Annotated in this window: 27 protein-coding genes; 16 read left to right on the plus strand and 11 right to left on the minus strand. The window is 63.1% G+C overall.

Annotated elements, in window-relative coordinates:
* Nucleotides 1–41: 41 nt before the first annotated feature.
* From KSS96_RS09220 to KSS96_RS09230, 3 genes are all read left to right on the plus strand, one after another.
* Nucleotides 42–278 carry a glutaredoxin family protein gene (locus KSS96_RS09220; protein WP_065877953.1) on the plus strand — a complete coding sequence of 79 codons (237 nt, stop codon included), beginning with the start codon at nt 42–44 and terminating at the stop codon, nt 276–278.
* Between the two features lie 74 nt (nt 279–352).
* Entirely contained in the window at nt 353–688 is a 336-nt protein-coding gene (locus KSS96_RS09225) for a hypothetical protein (protein ID WP_017529348.1), read from the plus strand.
* 73 nt (nt 689–761) lie between these two features.
* The gene (locus KSS96_RS09230) at nt 762–1,652 is read left to right on the plus strand and encodes a pseudouridine synthase (protein WP_065878058.1); all 891 of its coding nucleotides are present in this window, start codon (nt 762–764) and stop codon (nt 1,650–1,652) included.
* 54 nt (nt 1,653–1,706) lie between these two features.
* Here KSS96_RS09230 and KSS96_RS09235 read toward each other — a convergent pair whose 3' ends face one another.
* Nucleotides 1,707–1,928, minus strand: a complete 222-nt coding sequence (locus KSS96_RS09235; protein WP_010211805.1) for a YgdI/YgdR family lipoprotein — start codon at nt 1,926–1,928, stop codon at nt 1,707–1,709.
* An 80-nt stretch (nt 1,929–2,008) separates the two neighbouring features.
* The gene (gene mobA, locus KSS96_RS09240; protein WP_017529346.1) at nt 2,009–2,611 is read right to left on the minus strand and encodes a molybdenum cofactor guanylyltransferase MobA; all 603 of its coding nucleotides are present in this window, start codon (nt 2,609–2,611) and stop codon (nt 2,009–2,011) included.
* A 76-nt stretch (nt 2,612–2,687) separates the two neighbouring features.
* On the opposite strand from mobA, the gene moaB reads away from it, so the two are divergent.
* Nucleotides 2,688–3,227: a molybdenum cofactor biosynthesis protein B gene (moaB, locus tag KSS96_RS09245; RefSeq protein WP_017529345.1), complete on the plus strand. Its 540-nt coding sequence runs from the start codon at nt 2,688–2,690 to the stop codon at nt 3,225–3,227.
* A complete protein-coding gene (locus KSS96_RS09250) occupies nt 3,211–4,437 on the plus strand; it encodes a molybdopterin molybdotransferase MoeA (protein ID WP_065877958.1) in 1,227 nt (408 codons plus the stop codon). Before moaB ends, KSS96_RS09250 begins: the two co-directional genes overlap by 17 nt.
* Nucleotides 4,438–4,566: 129 nt before the next feature.
* Here KSS96_RS09250 and KSS96_RS09255 read toward each other — a convergent pair whose 3' ends face one another.
* Both KSS96_RS09255 and fliK read right to left on the minus strand, forming a co-directional pair.
* Nucleotides 4,567–4,896 (minus strand): EscU/YscU/HrcU family type III secretion system export apparatus switch protein, encoded by a 330-nt coding sequence (locus tag KSS96_RS09255; RefSeq protein ID WP_017529343.1) that lies wholly within the window; start codon nt 4,894–4,896, stop codon nt 4,567–4,569.
* Nucleotides 4,893–6,470, minus strand: a complete 1,578-nt coding sequence (gene fliK / locus KSS96_RS09260) for a flagellar hook-length control protein FliK (protein ID WP_065878060.1) — start codon at nt 6,468–6,470, stop codon at nt 4,893–4,895. Before fliK ends, KSS96_RS09255 begins: the two co-directional genes overlap by 4 nt.
* Nucleotides 6,471–6,669: 199 nt before the next feature.
* On the opposite strand from fliK, the gene ccmA reads away from it, so the two are divergent.
* From ccmA to phnN, 11 genes are all read left to right on the plus strand, one after another.
* Nucleotides 6,670–7,305 (plus strand): cytochrome c biogenesis heme-transporting ATPase CcmA, encoded by a 636-nt coding sequence (gene ccmA / locus KSS96_RS09265; RefSeq protein ID WP_017529341.1) that lies wholly within the window; start codon nt 6,670–6,672, stop codon nt 7,303–7,305.
* Entirely contained in the window at nt 7,302–7,970 is a 669-nt protein-coding gene (ccmB, locus tag KSS96_RS09270) for a heme exporter protein CcmB (RefSeq protein ID WP_003189951.1), read from the plus strand. The genes ccmA and ccmB overlap by 4 nt, the downstream gene beginning before the upstream one ends.
* Nucleotides 7,971–8,054: 84 nt before the next feature.
* Entirely contained in the window at nt 8,055–8,810 is a 756-nt protein-coding gene (locus tag KSS96_RS09275) for a heme ABC transporter permease (RefSeq protein ID WP_065877960.1), read from the plus strand.
* Nucleotides 8,807–8,983 carry a heme exporter protein CcmD gene (ccmD, locus tag KSS96_RS09280; RefSeq protein WP_003172771.1) on the plus strand — a complete coding sequence of 59 codons (177 nt, stop codon included), beginning with the start codon at nt 8,807–8,809 and terminating at the stop codon, nt 8,981–8,983. Before KSS96_RS09275 ends, ccmD begins: the two co-directional genes overlap by 4 nt.
* A complete protein-coding gene (gene ccmE / locus KSS96_RS09285; RefSeq protein ID WP_017529338.1) occupies nt 8,980–9,435 on the plus strand; it encodes a cytochrome c maturation protein CcmE in 456 nt (151 codons plus the stop codon). Before ccmD ends, ccmE begins: the two co-directional genes overlap by 4 nt.
* 3 nt (nt 9,436–9,438) lie before the next feature.
* Nucleotides 9,439–11,424: a heme lyase CcmF/NrfE family subunit gene (locus tag KSS96_RS09290; RefSeq protein WP_217856024.1), complete on the plus strand. Its 1,986-nt coding sequence runs from the start codon at nt 9,439–9,441 to the stop codon at nt 11,422–11,424.
* Nucleotides 11,421–11,957 (plus strand): DsbE family thiol:disulfide interchange protein, encoded by a 537-nt coding sequence (locus KSS96_RS09295; protein WP_017529336.1) that lies wholly within the window; start codon nt 11,421–11,423, stop codon nt 11,955–11,957. Before KSS96_RS09290 ends, KSS96_RS09295 begins: the two co-directional genes overlap by 4 nt.
* Nucleotides 11,954–12,427 (plus strand): cytochrome c-type biogenesis protein, encoded by a 474-nt coding sequence (locus KSS96_RS09300; protein WP_017529335.1) that lies wholly within the window; start codon nt 11,954–11,956, stop codon nt 12,425–12,427. Before KSS96_RS09295 ends, KSS96_RS09300 begins: the two co-directional genes overlap by 4 nt.
* Nucleotides 12,420–13,604 carry a c-type cytochrome biogenesis protein CcmI gene (gene ccmI, locus KSS96_RS09305; protein WP_065877964.1) on the plus strand — a complete coding sequence of 395 codons (1,185 nt, stop codon included), beginning with the start codon at nt 12,420–12,422 and terminating at the stop codon, nt 13,602–13,604. The genes KSS96_RS09300 and ccmI overlap by 8 nt, the downstream gene beginning before the upstream one ends.
* A gap of 14 nt (nt 13,605–13,618) precedes the next feature.
* A complete protein-coding gene (locus KSS96_RS09310; RefSeq protein ID WP_017529333.1) occupies nt 13,619–14,014 on the plus strand; it encodes a hypothetical protein in 396 nt (131 codons plus the stop codon).
* A 619-nt stretch (nt 14,015–14,633) separates the two neighbouring features.
* Nucleotides 14,634–15,185, plus strand: coding sequence for a phosphonate metabolism protein/1,5-bisphosphokinase (PRPP-forming) PhnN (gene phnN, locus KSS96_RS09315; RefSeq protein ID WP_017529332.1), 552 nt, complete (start codon nt 14,634–14,636; stop codon nt 15,183–15,185).
* Between the two features lie 97 nt (nt 15,186–15,282).
* Here phnN and KSS96_RS09320 read toward each other — a convergent pair whose 3' ends face one another.
* The 7 genes from KSS96_RS09320 to KSS96_RS09350 form a co-directional block, all read right to left on the minus strand.
* Nucleotides 15,283–16,479: an MFS transporter gene (locus KSS96_RS09320; protein WP_017529331.1), complete on the minus strand. Its 1,197-nt coding sequence runs from the start codon at nt 16,477–16,479 to the stop codon at nt 15,283–15,285.
* A 241-nt stretch (nt 16,480–16,720) separates the two neighbouring features.
* Complete coding sequence (locus KSS96_RS09325; RefSeq protein ID WP_217856026.1) at nt 16,721–17,722, minus strand: sulfate ABC transporter substrate-binding protein; 1,002 nt, start codon at nt 17,720–17,722, stop codon at nt 16,721–16,723.
* Nucleotides 17,723–17,817: 95 nt separating this feature from the next.
* Complete coding sequence (locus KSS96_RS09330; RefSeq protein ID WP_017529329.1) at nt 17,818–18,642, minus strand: ion transporter; 825 nt, start codon at nt 18,640–18,642, stop codon at nt 17,818–17,820.
* A 31-nt stretch (nt 18,643–18,673) separates the two neighbouring features.
* Nucleotides 18,674–19,549: an urea transporter gene (locus KSS96_RS09335; RefSeq protein ID WP_065877973.1), complete on the minus strand. Its 876-nt coding sequence runs from the start codon at nt 19,547–19,549 to the stop codon at nt 18,674–18,676.
* A 136-nt stretch (nt 19,550–19,685) separates the two neighbouring features.
* Nucleotides 19,686–21,101, minus strand: coding sequence for a pyruvate kinase (gene pyk, locus KSS96_RS09340; RefSeq protein ID WP_017529327.1), 1,416 nt, complete (start codon nt 21,099–21,101; stop codon nt 19,686–19,688).
* Nucleotides 21,091–22,371 carry a glycerate kinase type-2 family protein gene (locus KSS96_RS09345; RefSeq protein WP_217856028.1) on the minus strand — a complete coding sequence of 427 codons (1,281 nt, stop codon included), beginning with the start codon at nt 22,369–22,371 and terminating at the stop codon, nt 21,091–21,093. Before KSS96_RS09345 ends, pyk begins: the two co-directional genes overlap by 11 nt.
* 116 nt (nt 22,372–22,487) lie before the next feature.
* Nucleotides 22,488–23,459, minus strand: coding sequence for a 2-hydroxy-3-oxopropionate reductase (locus KSS96_RS09350; protein ID WP_217856030.1), 972 nt, complete (start codon nt 23,457–23,459; stop codon nt 22,488–22,490).
* Nucleotides 23,460–23,517 lie beyond the last annotated feature (58 nt).

The following is a 23,517-nucleotide window of genomic DNA, read 5'->3' on the forward strand; positions in this document are numbered from 1 at the left end:
GCTTTAGAATGCTCACTCGTCCCCTGCCAGGTCTATTCGCCATGCTTCCTGAATGCCAGCTGTTCGGCACCCTGGGTTGCCATCTGTGTGAGATTGCTGAAGCTGAAATCATGCCGCTCGTCGAACACGGACTGCTCGTTGAATTGGTCGACATCACCGACCCCGACGACCTGACCGAGGCCTATGGCCTAAGAATTCCGGTGCTTCGACGCAGGGACACGGGCGCGGAACTGGACTGGCCGTTCGACACTGAACAGGTTGTCGCCTTCCTTCGCTGAGGTTTATGCGATGGCGGGTTTCCAAATATTAAGTTACTGTATGTTTGTACAGCGATTGAATAGAGGGAACGCCCGTGGTGAATGTTGAACAACTGAAAAGCAGCGTCAATCGCATGTCTGCCGACGTCGTGCGCGATGCGGTGAACGAGCTGCGCCTCGATGGCTTGGTCACGGAAGGCAAGACGCCGTTTAACAAGGTGCATTTCAATACCTGCTTTGCCGAGATCGAAGCGTTGTTCCAGCGCGCCGGTTACCACAAGCAGTTGGACGTAGTGGGCTACCAGGGCTTGCTCTACGCCTTGTACGATCCGGGCCGCTGGGAAGCAGTGGACGTACTGCGCTGGCTCAAGGAGTTCACCGAGGCCGCCAGTGCGTCGCCGATCCTGCGGGCGCAATTGGCCAAGGCGTGATATCCGCCCTAGGCCGAATCCCGCTTCATGCGGGATAATGCCCGCCGGTTTTCTCAAGGCTTCGAGCATCGGCATGTCCACTTCCGGTTTTTCCGCGTCCCAGCATCAAGCCAGCACGTTGTACTTGCCTCCAGGCCGTTGGGCGACGGTGCTCGACTGCCTGTGCGAACACTTCCCGGCCGTCAGCCGCGCACACTGGCTGGACCGCATCGCCCGCGGTCGGGTGCTGGATATCAGCGGCAGCCCGATCCGCCAGGACCTCGCGTACAAAGAGGGGCTGTGCATCTACTACTTCCGCGAAGTGCCGAACGAAAAGGTAATACCGGTTCAGGAAACCATCCTGTACGCCGATGAACACCTGGTGGTGGCGGACAAACCACACTTCTTGCCGGTGACGCCTGCCGGTGAGTATGTCGAGCAAACCCTGTTGCGCCGCCTCATCCGCCGCCTGGACAACCCCTCGCTGGTGCCGCTGCATCGCATCGACCGGCACACCGCCGGGTTGGTGCTGTTCTCGGCCAATCCAGCCAGTCGTTCGGCCTATCAGCAGCTGTTTCCCACACGCCGGATCGATAAATTCTACGAAGCCATCGCCCCGGCCCTGCCTGGGCTGACGTTCCCGTTGGTGCACAAAAGCCGCCTGGTGGAGGGCGAACCCTTTTTCCGCATGCAGGAAGGCGAAGGTGCCAGCAACACCGAAACGGCGGTGCAGGTGCGGGAAAAACACGCCGGCCTGTGGCGCTACGGCCTGTTCCCCGTGACCGGCAAGAAGCACCAGTTGCGCGTGCACATGGCCGCGCTCGGCGCGAGCATCTGCAACGACCCGTTCTACCCGCAGGTGATCCAGGACGCCGTGGACGACTACGCCAACCCCCTCAAACTGCTGGCCCAGGGCGTGCGATTTGTCGACCCGGTGACCGGTCAAACGCGCAGTTTCCGCAGCCGGATCACGCTCGACTGGTAACCCCGGAAACGACAAGGCCCGCGCGAGGCGGGCCTTGATGGCAAACGTTAAGACTTACAGGTCTTTAACGGTACGCACCTGATCCTTGTTGATACGGGTACGCTTGCCGTCCAGTTGTTCGAATTCATAGAAACCCGAATCTTCGTTGTATTTCGGGGTGTCGACGGCCTGGATTTCGCGACCGTCATTCAGGGTGATCACTGTTGGCGAGGCGCAACCGGCGAGGGTAGCGAGGCCCAGTGCAAGCATGAGAGCGGCGATGGTCCGTTGAGTCATGGGTGTTGTCTCCAAGAGAATACTTTTAAGTGCTGACCTTGAGACGTGTAAGACGTCATCAAAGTTCCTTGTGCGAAGGTTCATTCTGACACGTCGGACCTTGGGTGCAACAGCTCAGGCGTATTCAGGTTGGCCAAGCGTGGGTCATCCGCCGCGCATTCCACGCCGATGCCACCCAGTTGCAGGAAGATCTGGCGCGGGCTGCGCTCACCGGCGTGCCAAGCCTGTTCTATCTCGGCGCGCAGGTAGGTCGGGATGATGCAGATCAACGGTTCCCAGAATTCGCCGTGACGCACCATGACCGGCCACAGCGGGTTGCGCTCCAGCGTGTCACGCAGGGCGTTGAGTAAGTCAGCGTCAATAGTCGGCACATCACACGGCAGTACCAGCAGACGCGAGTGGCGTGCCGCCGCCAAACCGGCGCGGATGCCCGCGAGGGGGCCAAGGAAGTCCGGGCTGTCGTCGCTCACCAGTTGATCGGCATAGGGGGCGTAGCGGTCGTGATTGCGGTTGCACGAGATAATCAGGTCGTCTGTCAGCGGGCGCGTCAGGCGCTGCAAGTGGGCGATCAGGGGTTGGCCGCGCCACTTCACCAGGCCCTTATCCTGGCCCCCCATGCGTTGGCCACGGCCACCGGCCAATAGCAGAATCGAACAGGGCAGGCGCGAAGAATCAAGAGACATGGCGGTTCCGCTGCGGCAGGTAAATGGGGGCCTGTGATATAACACCGGGCTGTTCCTTCGACAACCGGACCGTGCCATGAAAGCCAAGGCTGATGCGCCCTTCGTACCCCTGAATATTGCTGTACTGACTGTCAGCGACACCCGCACCCTGGACACCGATACCTCGGGCCAGGTCTTCGTCGACCGCCTGAGCGCCGCCGGCCACCACCTGGCCGAGCGCGTACTGCTCAAGGACGACCTCTACAAAATCCGCGCCCAGGTAGCCCACTGGATCGCCGAAGACGTGGTGCAAGTGGTGCTGATCACCGGCGGCACCGGTTTCACCGGCCGCGACAGCACCCCCGAAGCCGTGAGCTGCCTGCTGGACAAACAGGTCGATGGCTTTGGCGAACTGTTCCGCCAGATCTCCGTGGCCGATATCGGCACCTCCACCGTGCAATCGCGCGCCCTGGCCGGCCTGGCCAACGGTACGCTGGTGTGCTGTCTGCCGGGCTCCACCAATGCGGTGCGCACCGGCTGGGACGGCATCCTTGCCGAGCAACTGGATAACCGCCATCGCCCGTGCAACTTCGTGCCGCATCTGAAACAGGCCGAGCCTTGTGAATCCCGTGGGTAAGCCCGGCAAGACCGGCACTCTGATGCCGGTGGAAACCGCACTGCAGCAGCTGCTGGCGCTGGCCGAAGCCGCGCCGATCCGTGAGTCGCACGCTTTGTCGCTGGCTGAATGCGATGGTCGGGTCTTGGCGCAGGACCTGGTCTCCACCCTCGACCTGCCGCCCTGGCCCAACAGCGCCATGGACGGTTACGCACTGCGCCTGGCCGACTGGACCGGCGAGCCGCTGGTGGTGAGCCAGCGCATTTTCGCCGGCACTGCGCCTGAGCCCTTGGCGCCCGGCACCTGCGCGCGCATCTTCACCGGCGCGCCGGTGCCGGCGGGCGCCGACTGCGTCGAAATGCAGGAAAACGCTGTGCTCCACGCCGACGCGCGCGTGAGCTTTACCGAACCCCTGCATCTTCATCAGAACATTCGTCCCCAGGGCCAGGAAACCACGGTCGGCGAATGCGTGTTGTCGGCCGGTACACGCCTGGGCCCGATCGAACTGGGCCTGGCCGCCTCCCTGGGCCGTGACAGCTTGGCGGTGGTGCGCTGCGTGCGCGTGGCGGTGTTGTCCACGGGCGATGAGCTGATCGAACCCGGTTTGCCGCTGAGCCCGGGCCAGATCTACAACAGCAACCGCCGCGTGCTGTGCAGTTGGTTGGCACGCATGGGCTGCGAAGTGCTCGACGCCGGGATCCTGCCGGATGACCTCGAACAGACCCGTACACGGTTGGCGAGCCTGGGCAGCGTCGACCTGATCCTGTCCACTGGCGGCGTGTCGGTGGGCGAAGCGGATTTCCTCGGTGTCGCCCTGCGCGAAGAGGGCGAGTTGGCGCTGTGGAAGCTGGCGATCAAACCGGGCAAGCCGCTGACCGTCGGCCATTTCCGTGGTGTGCCGGTGATCGGCCTGCCGGGTAATCCGGCCTCGACCCTGGTGACCTTCGCATTGCTGGCGCGGCCTTACATCCTGCGGCGCCAAGGCGTGGCCGACGTGGAACCGTTGCGCTTGGAGGTGCCGGTGGGCTTTGAGTGGCCCAAGCCGGGCAATCGCCGCGAGTATCTGCGCGGGCGTATCGAGCAGGGCCAGGCGATCATCTACCGCAACCAAAGCTCCGGCGTGCTGCGCAGCGCGGCGTGGGCCGAGGGGTTTGTGGAAGTGGTGGAAGGGACGACGCTCAAGGTCGGCGATCGAGTCAATTTCATTCCCCTGAGTGAAGTCCTGAACTGAACACAAATCCAACTGTGGGAGGGGGCTTGCTCCCGATAGCAGGGGCTCAGCCATACATCCGTAGCTGACCCACCGCTATCGGGAGCCAGCCCCCTCCGACATTTTGGACGTGTGCGTGCCTATGGCTATTCAGTAATCGTCGCCGCGCTCCGTCACATCCCGCTCCACCGGCCCCGCATCCGGGTCATACCCTACCGGGAACTTGCCCTTTAACGTCCAGGCAAACGCGATGATCTCGGCAATCGTGCGGTACAGCTCCTCGGGAATGCTGTCGCCCAGTTCCATGCGCGCCAGCAGTTTTACCAGCTCGGCGTTTTCATAGATCGGCACTTCATTTTCCCGCGCCAGCTTGAGGATCGCTTCGGCCAGGGCATCGTCGCCTTTGGCGGTGAGGGTGGGGGCCTGCTGGCCGTCGTATTTGAGGGCAATCGCCTGGCGTGGTGATTCGGTGTTCTTCATGCGGTTTCATCCACCCAGCGTTGCTCCAGTCCGGTCTTCGGCCCGCGTGGCGGGGTACCCAGGTGGCAATCCAGGTCGCCGACGTTGATGCCCGATGTCACCAGGCGCTCGCGCAGGCTGCCCAAATGGCTTTCGATCAAACTCGCCGTGAACGGCCGCGTTGCCCAGAGCTGGCTGGACAGCTTGCCCTGGCTCAGTTGCGCCTGCACCTGCAACGGCCCCAGCGGCTCCATGTCGAAGGCCAGTTCGACGCGCCAGAGCATCTGCTTGGCCTCTTTATTCGCCTTGCGTTCCGGCTGTTCCTTCTCCTGCGCCGGTTCTTCGCGCTGGAATTTGACCTGCAGCGGCACGATGTCCTGCAGGGTGCGCATGGGGATTTCCAACTGCCAGGTGGTCTGCAGGCGGCCATCGGCGGTGGTGCCGGTTTGTTCCAGGCTCGACAGTTGATGGCTTTGCAGGCGGGAAATCGCGCCGGCGGCCAGGCGCAGCAGGTTTTCCAGGTCGCCTTCGCCTTCCAGTTTGGCCATGAGCCGCTCCGGCAGCGGGAAGCCCACCGGTGCCTGCCGGGCGCTGACCTGGCCAAGGGTGTTGAGCGGGCTGCGCACGAAATTCGGCATGACCTGGGCCAGGGTGTTGGCGGCGAGGATGGCGTTCAGGTTGGTGGCGGTGGGCAGGGCGGGCAGCAGATCGGCGACCAGGCGCAGCAGCGCGCCTTTCATATCCAGCGGCGGTACCTGGGGGTTTTGCCCGGCGAGTAACTTGGCTTCCAGAAACGCGCCGCTGTTCTGGATCACCTGGGCCAGCACCTTGGGGTTGCTCACCTGTGCCAGGTCGGGCAGGGCGGCGAGCAAACGATCCGCCGCGGCGCGCAGGTCGGCCGAGGTGCTGTCGCCGCGCGGCAGGTTCTGCAAGGCCGTGAACACTGCATCCAGCGAGCCTTGGCGACTCTGCTGGGTAGCCAGCTGTTGCGCGACGGCCAATTGATCCTTGAGCCCGCTCAGCGGCACAAAGCTCAAGGTTTGCGCGTCCTGCACCACGGCGCTGAGCAGGCTACCCACGCGCAAGGGCTGGGGGCTTTCCACGGTCAGCGTCGCACCCGCCAGGGCGTTGTTGAGCACGGTCACCAGCGAGCGGTAGATCGCCGGCTGCGTGGTGCCCTGGGGCAGCATCTGAGTGGTCAGCACCTTGGCTTGCAACAACGTGCCCATCGGCATCCGGTCGATGTCGATGCGGGTCAGGGCCGCCACATTGGCGCTTAAGGCCTGCTGCAAACTGAGGGTCAGGTTGCCCGCTGGCGTCTGGCTCACGGCCACATTGCTGCCCAGCGGCAACGGTTGGGCACTGCTGGCCTGTACCAGGGTCTGGCGGCCGCCCTCAAGGGTCAATTTGAGCAATAACTGAAAGGCTTCGCCGCCTTGTTTAAGGGCGATGACTTCGGCGTTCGCGGTTTTCCCCGGATCGATCAAACCGATCTGCGGCTCCAGCAGTTTGAGCAAGGCTCCCGGTGCAGGCGCGGGGCTTTGCCCGGCGGCAGGAGGGGGAGCAAGCGTAGGAAGGTTGATCTCGCCGGTCATCGTGCGCATCGTCTCTGGGAAATAGCCCTCTTTAGCGTAGGGCATCGCATGTATAATGCCGCCCGTCTGTAAAGAGAGCGGTAAAAACCTCACAACTATTTGATCCAGCTCTCTAAAATCGGTCGCCAAAGCCGTTATTGTGCATCTCTCTTTAACGGCCGCTGCACCGCCGACTTGAACCGTAAAGGCCCGCGATCTCTTGACCAGCCCTCTTCTTGAAGCCGTAGCGCTCTCCTGTGAACGCGACCTGCGCCTGTTGTTCGAGCACCTCGAACTGCGACTGGCGGGCAGTGACATGGTGCAGGTCAGCGGGCCCAACGGCAGCGGCAAGACCAGTTTGTTACGTTTGCTGGCCGGGTTGATGCAGCCTACGGCCGGTGTTGTACGCCTCAACGGCAAACCGCTCAATGAGCAACGTACTACGCTGGCGCGCAACCTGATCTGGATCGGCCACGCCGCCGGTATCAAAGACGTGCTCACCGCCGAAGAAAACCTCAGTTGGCTCAGCGCCCTGCATCACCCCGCCTCGCGTGACGCCATCTGGCAGGCACTCGCGGCCGTGGGCCTCAAGGGCTTCGAAGACGTTCCCTGTCACACCCTGTCCGCCGGCCAACAGCGCCGCGTGGCCCTGGCCCGCTTGTACCTGCCGGGCCCGCCGCTGTGGATTCTCGACGAACCCTTCACCGCCCTGGATAAACAAGGCGTCGCCCAGCTTGAAGAACACTTGGCGCGCCATTGCGAGCAGGGCGGCACGGTACTGCTCACCACTCATCACACCCTCACCCGTATGCCTGCCGGTTACCGCGATCTGGACCTGGGGCGGTGGTCGGCATGAGCGTATTCGCCTTGTTGGTCGCTCGCGAAGCGCGCCTGCTGTGCCGTCGTCCGGCCGAACTGGCCAACCCGCTGGTGTTCTTCGCCATCGTCATCGCGCTGTTCCCGTTGGCGGTCGGCCCTGAGACTAAACTGTTGCAAACCTTGTCTCCGGGGCTGGTGTGGGTGGCGGCGCTTTTATCGGTCCTGCTCTCGCTGGACGGGCTGTTTCGCAGTGATTTCGAAGACGGTTCCCTGGAGCAGTGGGTCCTTTCGTCGCACCCCTTGCCACTTCTGGTACTGGCCAAGGTACTGGCACACTGGGCTTTTTCCGGTTTGGCGCTAGTCTTGCTTTCGCCGCTGCTGGCCATGATGCTCGGCTTGCCCGTGGAGTGCCTGCCGGTATTGCTGCTGTCGTTGTTGCTCGGTACGCCGGTGCTCAGCCTGTTGGGGGCGGTGGGCGCAGCGTTGACCGTGGGTTTGAAGCGCGGCGGCCTATTGCTGGCCCTGTTGATTCTGCCTTTGTACATCCCGGTACTGATCCTCGGCAGCGGCGCTTTGCAAGCCGCGCTCATGGGCATGCCGGCGACCGGTTACCTCCTGTGGCTTGGCAGCCTGACCGCCCTGGCGGTAACCCTGACACCCTTTGCCATAGCCGCCGGCCTGAAGATCAGCGTCGGCGAATAATGAGGTCTGGTCAGGCTTTGCACGCCTGGCCAGTAAAGACCCTACGCTTCTTGCAACGACAAGAAGCAACCGTGAGAAACAGCAATGAACTGGACCTGGTTTCACAAGCTCGGCTCGCCCAAATGGTTTTACGGCATCAGCGGCAAGCTGCTGCCATGGTTGAGCGTCGCCGCCGTGTTGCTGATCGGCATCGGCCTGGTCTGGGGCCTGGCCTTTGCGCCGCCGGACTACCAGCAAGGCAATAGCTTTCGCATCATCTATATCCACGTGCCCGCCGCGATGCTGGCCCAGTCCTGCTACGTGATGCTGGCGGTGTGCGGCATCGTCGGCCTGGTGTGGAAGATGAAACTGGCCGACGTGGCCCTGCAATGCGCGGCGCCTATCGGTGCGTGGATGACGGCCGTGGCGCTGGTCACCGGCGCTATCTGGGGCAAACCTACCTGGGGTTCATGGTGGGTGTGGGATGCGCGACTAACGTCCATGTTGATCCTGCTGTTCCTGTACTTCGGTCTGATTGCCCTGGGCAACGCGATCAGCAATCGTGACAGCGCCGCCAAGGCCTGCGCGGTGCTGGCGATTGTTGGTGTGATCAACATCCCGATCATCAAATACTCGGTGGAGTGGTGGAACACCCTGCACCAGGGCGCCACGTTCACCCTCACCGAAAAACCGGCGATGCCCGTGGAGATGTGGGCACCGCTGCTGCTGATGGTGCTGGGGTTCTACTGCTTCTTCGGGGCGGTGCTGCTGATGCGCATGCGCCTCGAAGTGCTCAAGCGTGAAGCCCGCACCAGTTGGGTCAAGGCCCACGTGCAAAGCAGCCTGGGAGTGCGCGGATGAGTTTTGCTTCTTTCAGTGATTTTCTCGCCATGGGCCACCATGGCCTGTATGTCTGGACGGCCTATGGCATCTGCCTGGCGGTGCTGGCCCTCAACGTCGCCGCGCCGATCCTGGCCCGCAAGCGTTACCTGCAACAAGAGGCGCGTCGTCTGCGCCGGGAGACCGAAAAGTGAATCCGCTGCGTAGAAAGCGTCTGTTGATCATCCTCGCCATCATGGCCGGCGTCGGCATTGCCGTGGCCCTGGCCCTGAGCGCCCTGCAACAGAACATCAATCTGTTCTACACCCCGACCCAGATCGCGAATGGCGAAGCGCCTGTCGATACCCGCATCCGCGCCGGCGGCATGGTCGAGAAGGGCTCGCTCAAGCGCTCCGGCGACTCCCTGGACGTGACCTTCGTGGTCACCGACTTCAACAAGGCTGTGACCATCACCTACCGGGGCATCCTCCCGGACCTGTTCCGCGAAGGCCAGGGCATCGTCGCCCTGGGCAAGCTCAACGCCGACGGCGTGGTGGTGGCCGATGAAGTGCTGGCCAAGCACGATGAAAAATACATGCCGCCGGAGGTCACCAAGGCGCTCAAGGACAGCGGCCAATCCGCGCCAACACCCGCGAAGGAGGGCTGAGTGATGATGCCCGCATTGTTTATTCCCGAATTGGGCCAGTTGGCGATGATCCTCGCGCTGTGCTTCGCCATCGTACAGGCCGTGGTGCCGTTGCTCGGCGCCTGGCGTGGCGACCGCCTGTGGATGAGCCTGGCGCAGCCGGCCGCCTGGGGCCAGTTCGCCTTCCTGCTGTTCGCGTTTGGCTGCCTGACCTACGCTTTCATGACCGACGACTTTTCCGTCGCCTATGTCGCCAATAACTCCAACAGCGCGCTGCCGTGGTACTACAAGTTCAGCGCCGTGTGGGGCGCCCACGAAGGCTCGTTGCTGCTGTGGGCGCTGATCCTCGGCGGCTGGACCTTCGCCGTGTCGGTGTTCTCGCGCCAACTGCCGCAGGTGATGCTGGCGCGGGTACTGGCGGTGATGGGCATGATCAGCATCGGTTTCCTGCTGTTCCTGATCATGACCTCCAACCCCTTCAGCCGCATCCTGCCGCAGATCCCGGCCAACGGGCATGACCTCAACCCCTTGCTGCAAGACATCGGCCTGATCGTGCACCCGCCGATGCTCTACATGGGTTACGTGGGGTTCTCGGTGGCCTTCGCGTTTGCCATCGCCGCCTTGCTGGGCGGGCGTCTTGACGCAGCATGGGCGCGCTGGTCGCGGCCGTGGACCATCGTCGCCTGGGCCTTCCTCGGTATCGGCATCACCCTCGGCTCGTGGTGGGCCTACTACGAACTCGGCTGGGGCGGTTGGTGGTTCTGGGACCCGGTGGAAAACGCCTCGTTCATGCCCTGGCTGGTGGGCACGGCGCTGATTCACTCGCTGGCCGTCACCGAAAAACGCGGCGTGTTCAAAAGCTGGACCGTGTTGCTCGCCATCGCGGCGTTTTCCCTCAGCCTGCTCGGCACCTTCCTCGTGCGTTCGGGCGTGTTGACCTCGGTCCATGCGTTTGCCTCCGACCCCGCGCGCGGCGTGTTTATCCTGATATTCCTGCTGTTTGTGGTGGGCGGTTCGCTGACCCTGTTCGCACTGCGCGCGCCGGTGGTCAAGAGTCAGGTGGGCTTCAACCTGTGGTCGCGGGAAACCCTGTTGCTGGGCAATAACCTGGTGCTGGTGGTGGCCGCGTCGATGATTTTGCTTGGCACCTTGTACCCGCTGGTGCTGGATGCCTTGAGCGGCGCCAAGTTGTCCGTCGGCCCGCCGTATTTCAACACGTTGTTTATTCCGTTGATGGGCCTGTTGATGGTGGTGATGGCGGTGGGCGTGCTGGTGCGCTGGAAAGACACCCCGGTGAAATGGCTGGCCGGCATGCTGATGCCGGTGCTGTTGGGCAGTGTTGCCCTGGCGGTGATCGCCGGCGTGGCCTATGGCGATTTCAACTGGGCGGTACTGGCCACGTTCCTGCTGGCGGCCTGGGTGTTGCTGGCCGGCGTGCGTGATATCGCCGACAAGACCCGCCACAAAGGCCTGATCAAAGGGCTGCCGACGCTGACCCGCAGTTACTGGGGCATGCAAATCGCCCACCTCGGCATCGCCGTATGCGCCCTGGGCGTGGTGCTCTCCAGCCAGAACAGTGCCGAGCGCGACCTGCGCCTGGCGCCGGGCGAGTCCATGGACCTGGCCGGCTATCAGTTCATCTTCGAAGGCGCCAAGCACTTCGAGGGGCCTAACTTCACGTCAGACAAAGGCACCGTGCGCGTAGTACGCAACGGTAAGGAAATCGCCGTGCTGCACCCGGAAAAACGCCTGTACACCGTGCAGAGTTCGATGATGACCGAGGCGGGTATCGACGCCGGTTTCACCCGTGACCTGTATGTGGCATTGGGCGAGCCGCTGGGCGAGGGTGCCTGGGCGGTGCGCGTACATGTAAAACCGTTTGTACGCTGGATCTGGTTCGGCGGCTTGCTTACCGGGTTTGGTGGGTTGCTCGCGGCGCTGGACCGGCGTTATCGGGTCAAGGTCAAGAGCCGGGTGCGTGACGCCCTCGGCATGGGAGTGGCGGTATGAAGCGTTGGTTGATGGTGTTGCCGCTGGCGGCGTTTCTGGTGGTGGCGGTGTTCCTCTATCGCGGCTTGTACCTGGACCCGGCCGAGTTGCCGTCGGCAATGATCGGCAAGCCGTTCCCCGAGTTTTCGCTGCCCAACGTGCAGGGCGACAAAACCCTGACCCGTGCTGACCTCTTGGGCAAACCGGCGCTGGTCAACGTGTGGGGCACCTGGTGCATCTCCTGCCGCGTCGAGCACCCCGTGCTGAACAAACTGGCCGACAAAGGCGTGGTGATCTACGGCATCAACTACAAGGACGACAACGCGGCGGCCCTGAAATGGCTGGCGGAGTTCCACAACCCGTACCAGTTGGATATCCGCGATGAAGACGGCAACCTCGGTTTGAACCTGGGCGTGTACGGCGCGCCGGAAACCTTCTTTATTGATGCCAAGGGCGTGATCCGCGACAAATACGTGGGCGTGATCGACGAAGTGGTATGGCGCGAGCAACTGGCCGCCAAGTACCAGGCGCTGGTCGATGAGGCCAAGCCATGAAGCGTCTGTTAGCCGCTGCTGTCCTGGCCCTGGGGCTGGTCGGTGTGGCCCACGCCGCCATCGACACCTATGAATTCGCCAACGACGCCGAGCGTGAGCGCTTTCGCGACCTGACCAAGGAACTGCGCTGCCCCAAGTGCCAGAACCAGGACATTGCCGACTCCAACGCACCCATCGCCGCCGACCTGCGCAAAGAGATCTTCCGCATGCTGGGGGAGGGCAAGAACAACCAGCAGATCATCGACTTCATGGTCGACCGCTACGGTGATTTCGTGCGTTACAAACCGGCGCTCACCGGCAAGACCGCGCTGCTCTGGTTTGGCCCCGCCGGGCTGCTGCTGGCCGGTGTGGTGGTGATGGCCGTGATCGTCCGCCGCCGCCGCGCCGCGCCTGCCGATGGCAGTGACGCGCTGTCCCCTGAAGAACGCAAACGTCTCGACCAATTGCTGGACACCAAGACTGATGATTGATTTCTGGCTCGCAGCCGGCTTGCTGCTTCTGATTGCCCTGAGTTTCCTGTTGATCCCTGTGTTGCGCGGCCGTCGTGCCCAGCGTGAAGAGGATCGCACCGCGCTGAACGTGGCGCTGTATCAAGAGCGCGTCGCCGAATTACAAATGCAGCAGGACGAAGGCGTATTGAACGCCGCGCAACTCGACACCGGCCGCGCCGAAGCCGCCCGCGAATTGCTCGCCGATACCGAAGGCATGGAAAAACCCCGCGAATCGCGCCTGGGCAAACCGCTGCCATTACTCGCCGCCGTGCTGGTGCCCGTGTTGGGCCTGGGGCTCTACCTGCACTTCGGCGCCAGCGACAAGGTCGAACTGACTCGCGAATTCTCCCAGCCGCCGGTGTCCCTGCAAGACATGACCCAGCGCCTGGAGCGCGCCGCCGCCGCCCAGCCGGACTCGGCCGAAGGCCTGTACTTCCTCGGCCGCGCGTATATGGCCCAGGACCGTGCCGCCGATGCCGCCAAGGTCTTCGAACGCACCGTGGCCCTGGCCGGTCGCCAGCCGGAACTGCTCGGCCAATGGGCCCAGGCGCAGTACTTTGCCGACAACAAACAGTGGTCGCCCAACGTGCAGGCGCTGACCGATGAAGCGTTGAAGCTTGACCCGAACGAAGTCACCAGCTTGGGTCTACTGGGCATTGCCGCCTTTGAAGGCCAGCGTTATCAGGACGCGATTGATTACTGGGGCCGCCTGCTGGCGCAGTTACCCGCGCAGGATAATTCCCGCGCTGCGCTGCAAGGCGGCATCGACCGGGCGACGGAAAAACTCAAAGAGAGCGGCGGCACCGTCGCACAAAAGGCGCGGCTTAAAGTGCGCGTGGACCTGGCCGCCAACGTGAAGGCCAACGCCCTGCCGACCGACAGCGTATTCATCTTCGCCCGCGCCGTCAGCGGCCCGCCGGCGCCGTTGGCGGCTAAACGCGTCACCGTTGCCGAGTTGCCCATCACCGTCGAACTGGGCGATGCCGACGCAATGATGCCGCAGTTGAAACTGTCCAACTTCCCTGAAGTCCAACTGGTTGCGCGCATCTCCCGGGCCGGTCAGCCGACCAAGGGCGAGTGGATCGGCCGCAGCCAACCCCTGGCCAGCAGCACCACTGCGCAGCAGCAACTGACCATCGACAGTCCGGACCAGTAATTCGAGGAAACACCATGACCGCATTCGCACGCATTACCCTGCTCAGCCTCGTATTAGGCCTGAGTGCCTGTGCGGTCCACCGGCCACCTCCGAGCCCCACCGGCCCCACCATCCCGCCGTCGGGCCCGTCCAGCCAGCCGAGCAAACAACCTTCCGGCCCAGTCACTCCGGCGCCAAAACCGCTACCGACCAAATCGCCGACATTCGCCCCACCGCCCGGCGCCGCCAGCCATTGGGACGGCAAGATGCAGGTCTACGTGCTCGACGACCAGCCGGACACCTTCTACCGCCAGCGCACCTATTACCGCTGGAGCAACGGCTGGAGCCGCTCCATCAGCCCGAACGGCCCGTGGGAAGACACCGACGTGCAGGGCGTACCGCCGGGGTTGAGCAAGCAGTACGCGCAATGACAAAAGGCGACCTCCACGAGGTCGCCTTTTTAATATCTGTGAAATGCATCCTTCCAAACACCGGGGTCAAAATGCGGCATTGCTCAGGCCTGTTTCGGTGCCGAGACCGGGGCGGACGCCGAAGATGACGTCGGGTGGGGGTTGCGGGGTGTCATCCGAGGCGGATGGTGGGGGACTCGAAGTAACTTTTTCATGGCGAAGCTCCTATGAATGAGCACCTCCATTTCGCTACCACACGATGTAAGGAGGCGACTGTACACGGGGTGGTAGACCGGTCATAGAAACCCGGCAGGCCGAAGCCTCCCATGCACAGCCGCCACAAAGCAGCCCGCGCAAAAAAACGCCCTTGAGCGTTTTGGGGATCTATGAAGGAACCGGGCTACCACACCGATATCGGGAGCAAGTGGCACCGCCCCTCCCACAGGGGACATCCAATCGCCATCGCCACGGGGCAAGCCCCCCTTTGCGTATACGCAGAACGTGATGCACGGCATGTCGCACTCCGGTAATGTGGCCGCCGCGGGCCTGGCTTCCGAGCGCGTGCTGGGTGAACTTTTCCGTGCCGACTACCCAGCGCCGTGGTCCAAGAAGTCTGAAAACAAGCAAAGAGAGTGTGGTGATGGCAGGCAGGTTGATCTATCTCATCGGGCCTTCGGGTTCGGGCAAGGACAGCCTGCTGGACGCGGCACGCCCACGGTTGGCCGAGCGTGGCTGCCGCATTGCGCGCCGGGTGATCACGCGTTCGCCGGAGGCGGTAGGCGAAGCCGCCCAGGGCGTGAGCCCGACGCAGTTTGCGGTGATGGAGGCCGAGGGCGCATTTGCCCTCAGCTGGCAGGCCAACGGCCTGTGCTACGGCATTCCCAAGGCGATTGACGAATGGCTGGCGGCGGGGGAGGACGTGTTGGTCAATGGCTCCCGCGCGCACCTGGCGCAAACCCGCGAGCGTTACCCGACGTTGCTGGTGCTGTTGCTGACGGTGGATCAAACCGTATTGCGCCAGCGCTTGCTCGCGCGCGGGCGTGAGTCGCTGGCGGATATCGAGGAACGCCTGGCGCGCAACACACGGTTCACCGAGGAACTGATCGCCGCCAATGGCGCGGGGTTGTGCGTGCTGGATAACTCCGGCCCGCTGGAGCACACGGTCGAGCGTTTGCTCTGCTGCCTGGGCTAGGGGCGTAGCCTGACGGAGCTTGGATCAACTGTCGGACGTGATGAAGTCTCAGCCAACAGTTGGTCCGCTCCTGATGCGAGCTCGGTGGGAGTTGCGATCAGGCCACTGCCGCAACCGTCTGCCGTGACGCACTGAAGAACCGCCACAACGCCACCAGCGGCAACGCACTGCCCACCACCACTACCCCCAGCCAGCCGCCGTGTTCATACACACTGCTGGCAATCGCCGAACCGAAGGCGCCGCCGATGAAGATGCTGGTCATGTACAGCGCGTTCAGGCGGCTGCGGCTGTGGGCGTCAAGGGCGTAGACGGCGCGTTGGCCGATGACCATGTTCATCTGCACGCAGAAGTCCAGCACCACGCCGGTCACCGCCAGGCCGATCACACTGAACAGCGGGTGTATGAAGGCCGGCAGGAAGCTCAGCGCCGCAAACAGCATGGCCAGCAGCGAAGCACGGTGAGTGTGGCCGGCATCGGCCAGGCGCCCGGCGATGGGCGCAGCGACAGCGCCCAGGGCACCGACCAGGGCAAACAGGGCGATCTCGCTTTGGCTCAGGCCATGATTGCGCGCCAGTTCCAGCGGGGCTGCGGTCCAGAACAGGCTGAAGGCGGCAAACATGCAGCCTTGGTAAAACGCGCGCTGGCGCAATACCGGCTGGCGACGCAACAGGGTGCCCAGCGAGCCCAGCAACTGGCCGTAGCTGGCGCTGTGGTCGGGTTGGCGCTTGGGAATGGTCAGCATCAGCACCACGCTGATGAACGCCATCAACGCCGCGGCGGCCATGAACATTGCACGCCAACCGAAGTGATCCGCCACCACGCTGGACACCGGGCGTGCCAGCAGGATACCGAGCAGCAGGCCGCCCATGATGCTACCGACCACCCGGCCACGGGATTCGGCGGGTGCCAGGTGCGCGGCCAGCGGGATCAGGATCTGTACCGACACCGAACTGAAGCCGATCAGTAATGACACCAGCAAAAACAGGTTCGGCTGCTCGGTAAATGCAGCGCCCAACAGGCTGGCAATCGCCACGACGGTAGTGAGGATCATCAGCTTGCGGTTTTCCAGCAGGTCGCCCAACGGCACCAGGAAGAACAAGCCCAACGCATAGCCGATCTGCGTCAGCGACACGATCAGGCTGGCCATTGCCGGCGTGAGGCCGATGTCCGGGGCGATCAATTCGATGATCGGCTGCGCGTAGTAAATGTTGGCGACAATCGCGCCGCAGCAAAACGCAAACAGCATCACCATGCCTCGGGTCATGGTGGTTGTAGCGTGGGAAGTTGCGTTCATGGTGTTCTCATAAAAGCGAAGGAAGATGGCGAGCGAGAGTAAAGACAAGGCTCCATGCTGAGTAGGCCGTTTGTGGTGATATCACTTATGCAGGGCGATGATACATTCAGAAACAACTACACAAAAACCAAATGTGGGAGGGGGCTTGCTCCCGATAGCGGAGTATCAGTCAACGCAGTATTGACTGATCCACCGCTATCGGGAGCAAGCCCCCTCCCACAGGTTTACCGCGTTTTGTCAGTTATTGACCGGAGTAAATCTGGTCAAACACCCCGCCGTCATTGAAGTGGGTCTTCTGCACGGTGCGCCAGTCACCAAAGGTCTTCTCCACCGACAGGAAGTCGACTTTGGGGAAACGGTCGGTGTACTTGGCCAGCACCTTCGGGTCACGTGGGCGCAGGTAGTTGTTGGCGGCGATTTCCTGGCCCTGTGGCGACCACAGGTACTTCAGGTAGTCTTCGGCGGCGGCGCGGGTGCCTTTCTTATCGACCACTTTGTCGACCACCGACACCGGTGGCTCGGCTTCGGCGGAGACGCTTGGGTAGATCACTTCGAACTGATCACGGCCGAACTCCCGGGCGATCATTTCGGCCTCGTTCTCGAACGTCACCAGTACGTCGCCGATCTGGTTGGTCATGAACGTGGTGGTGGCGGCGCGGCCGCCGGTGTCGAGCACAGGCGCCTGCTTGAACAGTTTGCCCACGAAGGCCTTGGCCTTTTCTTCATCGCCGCCGTTCTTGAGCACATAGCCCCAGGCCGACAGGTAGGTGTAGCGGCCGTTACCCGAAGTCTTCGGGTTGGGCACGATCACCTGCACGCCATCCTTGAGCAGGTCCGGCCAGTCTTTCAGGGCTTTTGGGTTGCCCTTGCGCACGATAAACACAGTGGCCGAGGTGAACGGCGCGCTGTTGTCCGGCAGGCGCGTGACCCAGTTGTCCGGCACCAGTTTGCCGTTATCGGCCAGGGCGTTGATGTCGGTGGCCATGTTCATGGTGATCACGTCAGCCGGCAGGCCGTCGATCACTGAGCGCGCTTGTTTGCTGGAGCCGCCGAAGGACATCTGCACCGTCAGCTTGTCGCCCGAGTGCTCGGCTTCCCAGTGCTTTTGGAAGGCGGCGTTGTAGTCCTTGTAGAAATCGCGCATCACGTCGTAGGAGACGTTGAGCAGGGTGGTCGCTGCCTGGGCGGAGCCCGCCAGGGCCAGGCCGGCGGCCAATAGAGAGGCGCTGAGGATTTTTTTCACTGCTCATTCCTTGTTGTTCGAGAGAAGGGTAAGGCCATTTGCCAGCGACTATAGCCGGGGCGCCATAGTCGCTTAAAGATTAAAAAGAACTTTGCTTATTCCACTTTCTTAAACAGATTGCTGCCGCAGCGTGAACAGAATGCCGCGCTGGGCTCATGGCTGTTTTTTTTGCACACCGGGCAATCGGTTTGCAACTGCTCGCCGCGCATGGCACTGGCCAGTTCGGCGGTAAAAATCCCGGTGGGTACCGCGATGATCGAGTAACCGGTGATCATCACCAGCGACGAAATCACCTGGCCCAGCGGGGTTTTGGGCACGATATCGCCAAAGCCCACGGTGGTCAGGGTGACGATGGCCCAGTAGATGCCCTTGGGGATGCTGGTAAACCCGTGTTGCGGGCCTTCGATTACATACATCAAGGTGCCGAACACCGTGACCAGGGTGCACACGCTGACCAGGAACACCACGATCTTCTGCTTGCTGCCGCGCAGCGCCGCCATCAGGTAGTTGGCCTGCTTGAGGTACGGGCTGAGCTTGAGCACGCGGAAGATACGCAGCATGCGGATGATGCGGATGATCAGCAGGTATTGAGCGTCGCTGTAATACAGGGCGAGGATGCCGGGCACGATGGCCAGCAAATCCACCAGCCCGTAAAAGCTGAAGGCATAGCGCAACGGCTTGGGCGAGCAATACAGGCGCAGCCCGTACTCGATCAGGAAAATCACGGTGAAGCCCCACTCGATATACGCCAGCACATCCGCGTAGTTCTGGTGGATCTGGTCGATGCTGTCGAGCATCACGATCACAAGGCTGGCCAGGATGATCAGCAGCAGGATGCCGTCAAAGCGCCGCCCAGCCGGCGTATCGCTCTGAAAAACCATGACGTAGAGGCGCTGGCGCCAGTCGTTGTTGCTGTCCATAAGTCCCGCCCGAATCGAATATCGAGCAAGCCTAGGGCGATTCGAAGGGGCTGTCCATGCGCGGTTGCGCAAGCACTCGGCGGCCGGCGCGCACCAGCCAGCAGGCGAGGATAAACGGCGCGGTGAGCGCCGGCACGGGCAGGCTGGCAAAGCCCGGCGTAAGCAGAATCGCCAGCAGGATGCCGAGCAGTGGCAACCAGGGTTGGCGGCGTGCCGGGCTCAAGGCCAGGGCCGCGAGGGCCGGGTTGTAGCTGTGCAGGCCCAACAGGGTAGCGGTGTTATCGCCCAGCAGCAGGCCGGCCGACACGCCGCTGATCGCACCGGCCAGTGCCCACGCGGCGGCGCGCCGGTCGGCCAGCCACAGGCCGATGGCAATCAAGGCGCCGGCCAGGGGCTGGTCCAGCAGCATGACTTGCGCCAGGCCGGTGAGAGGCGCAGCGAGCAGGGTCAAGACCTCGGGTTCGCTGAAGGCGACCGGGGGTGGCGGGATGCTGCCCAACAGCAGCCACCCCAGCAGGACAAACGGCGCGGTGTAGGCGGGCAGGTTCTCGGGATGTGGCGCGCGTTTTAGCCACTGTCGTGTGAGGATCGCACTCAGGCCGCCGCACGCCAGGATCAACGGCGGCACCAAGGCTGACCAGGTAAAGTGCTGGCTGATCAATACGCCCAGCAATACGCCGTTGTAGCTATATAGACCCGCCTGGCGTTCAGCCTTGGGATAGCCCCGGCGCTGAGCGGTGAGCAGCCCCGCCAGCCCACCCAGCAGCGCACCGCCAAGCACGGCCGGGGCGCCGATCAGGATCGCCAGCAGGCACAGCAGGCCACACAGCGGGTGGCGCTGCAGGAAAATCTGGCTGAAACCGTTGAGCAGGGCTTCGGCCCAGTCGGGGCAGGTTGGGTTGTGCATGATGGGTTGTCAGTGAGACCGAGTTGCCCTCATCGGGAGCAAGCCCCCCTCCCACACTTGATTGGGTTCACATTCATAGGTGTGAAAACAGTCCAGTGTGGGAGGGGGCTTGCTCCCGATAAGGCCCTTACCGGCGCTAAATCAGCGTCTCGATACGCAGCGAGTTGGTCGACCCCAACTGCCCGAACGGCACCCCGGCGGTAATCACCAACGTATCCCCGCGCTGCGCCATGCCCTGGGCCTGGGCGATTTCCAGCGCGGTGGAACACACTTCATCCACCTGGCGCAGCCGGTCATTGACCACCGAATGCACGCCCCACGCCACGCTCAAGCGGCGTGCCGTGGACAGGTTCGGCGTAAGGTTGAGGATCGGCGCCACCGGCCGCTCTCGCGCCGCGCGCAGGCTGGAGTTGCCCGACTCGCTGTAGTTCACCAGCACGGCTACCGGCAGGATGCTGCTGATGCGGCGGATCGCACAGCTGATCGCGTCCGAGACTGTCGCATCGGCTTTTGGGCGGCTGACGTCCAGTTGAGCCTGGTAATCCGGCCCACGCTCCACTTGGCGAATGATCTTGCTCATCATCTGCACGGCTTCCAGCGGGTACTCGCCCGATGCGGTTTCCGCCGAGAGCATCACCGCGTCCGCGCCTTCGGCCACCGCGTTGGCCACATCGGTGACTTCGGCGCGGGTCGGCGCGGGTGAAAAGCGCATGGATTCGAGCATCTGCGTGGCCACCACCACCGGCTTACCCAGTTGGCGGCAGGTGCGGATGATGTCTTTCTGGATCTGCGGCACGCTCTCGGCCGGCACTTCCACGCCCAGGTCGCCTCTGGCCACCATGATCGCGTCGCTCAGTTCGGCGATTTCCCGCAGGCGCTGCACGGCCGAAGGTTTCTCGATCTTGGCCATCAGAAACGCCTTGTCACCGATCAACTCGCGGGCTTCGCGAATGTCTTCCGGGCGTTGCACGAACGACAGCGCTACCCAGTCCACACCCAGCTCCAGGCCGAAGCTCAGGTCACGTCGGTCCTTGGCGGTCAGTGGGCTCAGTTCCAACAACGCTTGTGGGACGTTCACGCCTTTGCGATCAGACAGTTCGCCGCCATTGAGCACCGTGGTGTCGATGGCATCGGCATGCTTGGTCATCACCCGCAGGCGCAACTTGCCATCGTCGAGCAGCAGGTCCATGCCCGGCTCCAGGGCCGCGATGATCTGCGGATGGGGCAGGTTGACCCGGCGCTGGTCGCCTGGGGTTTCATCCAGGTCCAGGCGCAACGCCTGGCCGCGCACCAGTTGCACCTTGCCCTTGGCGAAACGCCCGACCCGCAGTTTTGGCCCTTGCAGGTCCATGAGAATGCCCAGCGGGTAATTGAGCTGGCGCTCCACCTGGCGGATCCACTGATAACGCCGGGCATGGTCGGCGTGGTCGCCGTGGCTGAAGTTGAGGCGAAAGATATTCACCCCGGCTTCCACCAGTTCGCGGATGGCGTCGACCCCGTCGGTGGCCGGGCCCAGGGTGGCCAGGATTTTGACCTTCTTGTCAGGCGTCATGGTTGGCAGTCTCAAGGATCAGGATGGCGCGAAAATCGTTGACGTTGGTGCGGGTCGGCTCGGTGATGATCAAGCCGTCGAGCGCGGCGAAATAGCCGTAGCCGTTGTTGTTGTCCAGCTCATCAGCGGCGCTCAGGCCCAAGGCCTCGGCGCGCGAATAACTGCACGGGGTCATGATTGCGCCGGCGTTGTCTTCCGAGCCGTCGATGCCGTCGGTATCGCCGGCCAGGGCATACACGCCGGGCAAGCCCTTGAGGCTGTCGGTGAGGCTCAGCAGGAATTCGGCGTTGCGCCCGCCACGGCCGTTGCCGCGCACGGTCACCGTGGTTTCACCGCCGGAAAGGATCACGCACGGCGCCGCCAACGGCTGGCCGTGCTGCACGATTTGCCGGGCGATCCCGGCGTGCACCTTGGCCACGTCCCGCGCTTCGCCTTCCAGGTCGCCGAGGATCAGCGGGCTGAAGCCGGCCTGACGCACTTTGACCGCCACCGCTTCCAGGGATTGCTGAGGGCGGGCGATCAATTGGAAGTGGCTGCGGGCGAGCACCGGGTCACCGGGCTTGACGGTTTCCGAGGCCGGATTCTGCAACCAACTGCGCACTGACGCCGGAGCCTCAATGCCGTAGCGCGTGAGAATCGCCAGCGCCTGTTGCGAGGTGCTTGGGTCGCCGACGGTAGGGCCGGAGGCGATCACCGTGGCCTGGTCGCCCGGCACATCGGAGATCGCGTAGGTGTACACCGTCGCCGGCCACGCCGCTTTGGCCAACCGGCCGCCTTTGATCGCCGAGAGGTGCTTGCGCACGCAATTCATCTCGCCGATGGTCGCGCCGGACTTGAGCAGGGCTTTGTTGAGGGTTTGTTTGTCGGCCAGGGTGATGCCTTCGGCGGGCAGCGCCAGCAGCGCCGAGCCGCCACCGGAGAGCAGGAAAATCACGCGGTCGTCTTCGCCCAGGTTGCTGATCAACGCCAGTACGCGGCAGGCCACGGCCAGGCCAGCGGCATCGGGCACTGGATGAGCCGCTTCGACCACTTCGATTTTTTTGCACGGCGCGCCGTGGCCGTAGCGGGTGACCACCAGGCCAGTGACTTCACCCTGCCAGCAACTTTCGACGACGAGTGCCATGGCGGCCGCCGCCTTGCCTGCGCCGATTACGATCACCCGGCCGCTGCGGTCGGCGGGCAGAAAAGGTTCAAGCACTCGGCGGGGATGGGCGGCGTCGATGGCTGTGGCAAACAGCTCGCGAAGCAGGTGTTGCGGATCGACCGACATAAGCGGGCTCCCGAGGATTTTTGTTATTAGATGTGCAGCCATTTTCAGACGTGGAATGGGATCAACTGTGGGAGGGGCCAAACCGCCTTCCACAGTTGATTGCATTCCAAAGGGGATTACTGATCGCGAATCGAAAAATTCGCCATATGCTCCAGGCCCTTGATCAGCGCCGAGTGGTCCCAGTGACCGCCGCCCATCGCAGCGCACGTGCTGAACACTTGCTGGGTGCCGGCGGTGTTCGGCAGGTTGATCCCCAGCTCCTTGGCACCGGCCAGGGCCAGGTTGAGGTCTTTCTGGTGCAGGTTGATGCGAAAGCCCGGATCGAACGTGCCTTTGATCATGCGTTCGCCATGCACTTCCAGGATCTTCGACGAAGCAAAGCCACCCATCAGCGCTTCACGCACCTTGGCCGGGTCGGCGCCGTTCTTGGCGGCGAACAGCAGCGCTTCGGCCACCGCCTGGATGTTCAGCGCGACGATGATCTGGTTGGCGACCTTGGCGGTCTGGCCGTCGCCATTGCCGCCGACCAGGGTGATGTTCTTGCCCATGCTCTGCAATAACGCGAGGGCGCGTTCGAAGGTCCGCGGCTCGCCACCGACCATAATGCTCAAGGTGCCGGCCTTGGCGCCGACTTCACCGCCGGACACCGGCGCATCGAGGTACTGCGCGCCGTGCTGGTTGATCTTCTCGGCGAAGGCCTTGGTGGCGGTGGGGGAGATCGAACTCATGTCGATCACCACCTTGTTTGGCGACAGGCCGGCAGCGACGCCATCGGCGCGGAACAGCACGTCCTCCACCTGCGGAGTGTCGGGCACCATGACGATGATGAACTCGGCTTCCTGCGCGACATGTTGCGGGGTGGCGAGGGCCACGGCGCCGGCGTCGCTCAGCGCTTGCGGAGCCTTGCCGTGATGTTCGGACAGAAACAGTTGGTGACCTGCTTTTTGCAGGTTCGCGGCCATGGGTTCGCCCATGATGCCGGTGCCGATAAAGCCGATTTTAGCCATGATGAAATCCTCTTGTAATGACACCGCAGGTCCCCTGTGGGAGGGGGCTTGCTCCCGATAGCGGTGTACCAGCCGACACACCTGTTGAATCAGAGACCCCTCGGGGGCAAGCCCCCTGCCACATTGGGCTTTGTGTTGT

Source organism: Pseudomonas asgharzadehiana (assembly GCF_019139815.1).
GTDB lineage: Bacteria > Pseudomonadota > Gammaproteobacteria > Pseudomonadales > Pseudomonadaceae > Aquipseudomonas > Aquipseudomonas asgharzadehiana.

Coding starts and splice junctions, on each gene's coding strand:
- KSS96_RS09220 (WP_065877953.1), top strand. CDS start 42: ATGCTTCCTGAATGCCAGCTGTTCGGCACCCTGGGTTGCCATCTGTGT.
- KSS96_RS09230 (WP_065878058.1), top strand. CDS start 762: ATGTCCACTTCCGGTTTTTCCGCGTCCCAGCATCAAGCCAGCACGTTG.
- KSS96_RS09235 (WP_010211805.1), bottom strand. CDS start 1,928: ATGACTCAACGGACCATCGCCGCTCTCATGCTTGCACTGGGCCTCGCT.
- mobA (WP_017529346.1), bottom strand. CDS start 2,611: ATGTCTCTTGATTCTTCGCGCCTGCCCTGTTCGATTCTGCTATTGGCC.
- moaB (WP_017529345.1), top strand. CDS start 2,688: ATGAAAGCCAAGGCTGATGCGCCCTTCGTACCCCTGAATATTGCTGTA.
- KSS96_RS09255 (WP_017529343.1), bottom strand. CDS start 4,896: ATGAAGAACACCGAATCACCACGCCAGGCGATTGCCCTCAAATACGAC.
- fliK (WP_065878060.1), bottom strand. CDS start 6,470: ATGACCGGCGAGATCAACCTTCCTACGCTTGCTCCCCCTCCTGCCGCC.
- ccmB (WP_003189951.1), top strand. CDS start 7,302: ATGAGCGTATTCGCCTTGTTGGTCGCTCGCGAAGCGCGCCTGCTGTGC.
- KSS96_RS09275 (WP_065877960.1), top strand. CDS start 8,055: ATGAACTGGACCTGGTTTCACAAGCTCGGCTCGCCCAAATGGTTTTAC.
- ccmD (WP_003172771.1), top strand. CDS start 8,807: ATGAGTTTTGCTTCTTTCAGTGATTTTCTCGCCATGGGCCACCATGGC.
- KSS96_RS09290 (WP_217856024.1), top strand. CDS start 9,439: ATGATGCCCGCATTGTTTATTCCCGAATTGGGCCAGTTGGCGATGATC.
- KSS96_RS09295 (WP_017529336.1), top strand. CDS start 11,421: ATGAAGCGTTGGTTGATGGTGTTGCCGCTGGCGGCGTTTCTGGTGGTG.
- KSS96_RS09300 (WP_017529335.1), top strand. CDS start 11,954: ATGAAGCGTCTGTTAGCCGCTGCTGTCCTGGCCCTGGGGCTGGTCGGT.
- ccmI (WP_065877964.1), top strand. CDS start 12,420: ATGATTGATTTCTGGCTCGCAGCCGGCTTGCTGCTTCTGATTGCCCTG.
- KSS96_RS09310 (WP_017529333.1), top strand. CDS start 13,619: ATGACCGCATTCGCACGCATTACCCTGCTCAGCCTCGTATTAGGCCTG.
- phnN (WP_017529332.1), top strand. CDS start 14,634: ATGGCAGGCAGGTTGATCTATCTCATCGGGCCTTCGGGTTCGGGCAAG.
- KSS96_RS09320 (WP_017529331.1), bottom strand. CDS start 16,479: ATGAACGCAACTTCCCACGCTACAACCACCATGACCCGAGGCATGGTG.
- KSS96_RS09330 (WP_017529329.1), bottom strand. CDS start 18,642: ATGGACAGCAACAACGACTGGCGCCAGCGCCTCTACGTCATGGTTTTT.
- KSS96_RS09335 (WP_065877973.1), bottom strand. CDS start 19,549: ATGCACAACCCAACCTGCCCCGACTGGGCCGAAGCCCTGCTCAACGGT.
- pyk (WP_017529327.1), bottom strand. CDS start 21,101: ATGACGCCTGACAAGAAGGTCAAAATCCTGGCCACCCTGGGCCCGGCC.
- KSS96_RS09345 (WP_217856028.1), bottom strand. CDS start 22,371: ATGTCGGTCGATCCGCAACACCTGCTTCGCGAGCTGTTTGCCACAGCC.